The 350-nt window shown below is 47.1% G+C and carries 1 pseudogene; it reads right to left on the bottom strand.

Annotated features, from left to right (window positions below):
• Positions 1-164: 164 nt before the first annotated feature.
• A pseudogene (locus EZM41_RS05820) lies at positions 165-350 on the bottom strand (sodium:proton antiporter); the annotation flags it as partial.

The raw sequence follows: 350 nt of genomic DNA on the forward strand, positions 1-350 counted from the left end.
GTAGCCAAAAGAAAAATCGACGGCGATAAAATGGAGAGTCCAAAATAGATCAACGTTGGAACGATACCGCTTTGGATCCAGATTCCTATAATCATGCCGATGATCATAAGGATCACCAAGGACTTCAGGCCTACTACGATGGAATATAGGCACCCCTCCTCGATCTACGCCCACGGTTTCTTAAGCACGATAAGACCTACACAGCACACCACTACCGTTGAAACGACGATCGGGATATGATCATCCACGCCCAATACCAATACGCCACAGCTTATAATAACCGCTGCGACTATAAGAACTCCGAGAGACAAACCTAAACTCGGCCTTACTCCCTTCGCCTCAGCCATACT

Source organism: Acetomicrobium sp. S15 = DSM 107314 (assembly GCF_016125955.1).
GTDB classification, from domain to species: Bacteria; Synergistota; Synergistia; order Synergistales; family Thermosynergistaceae; genus Thermosynergistes; species Thermosynergistes pyruvativorans.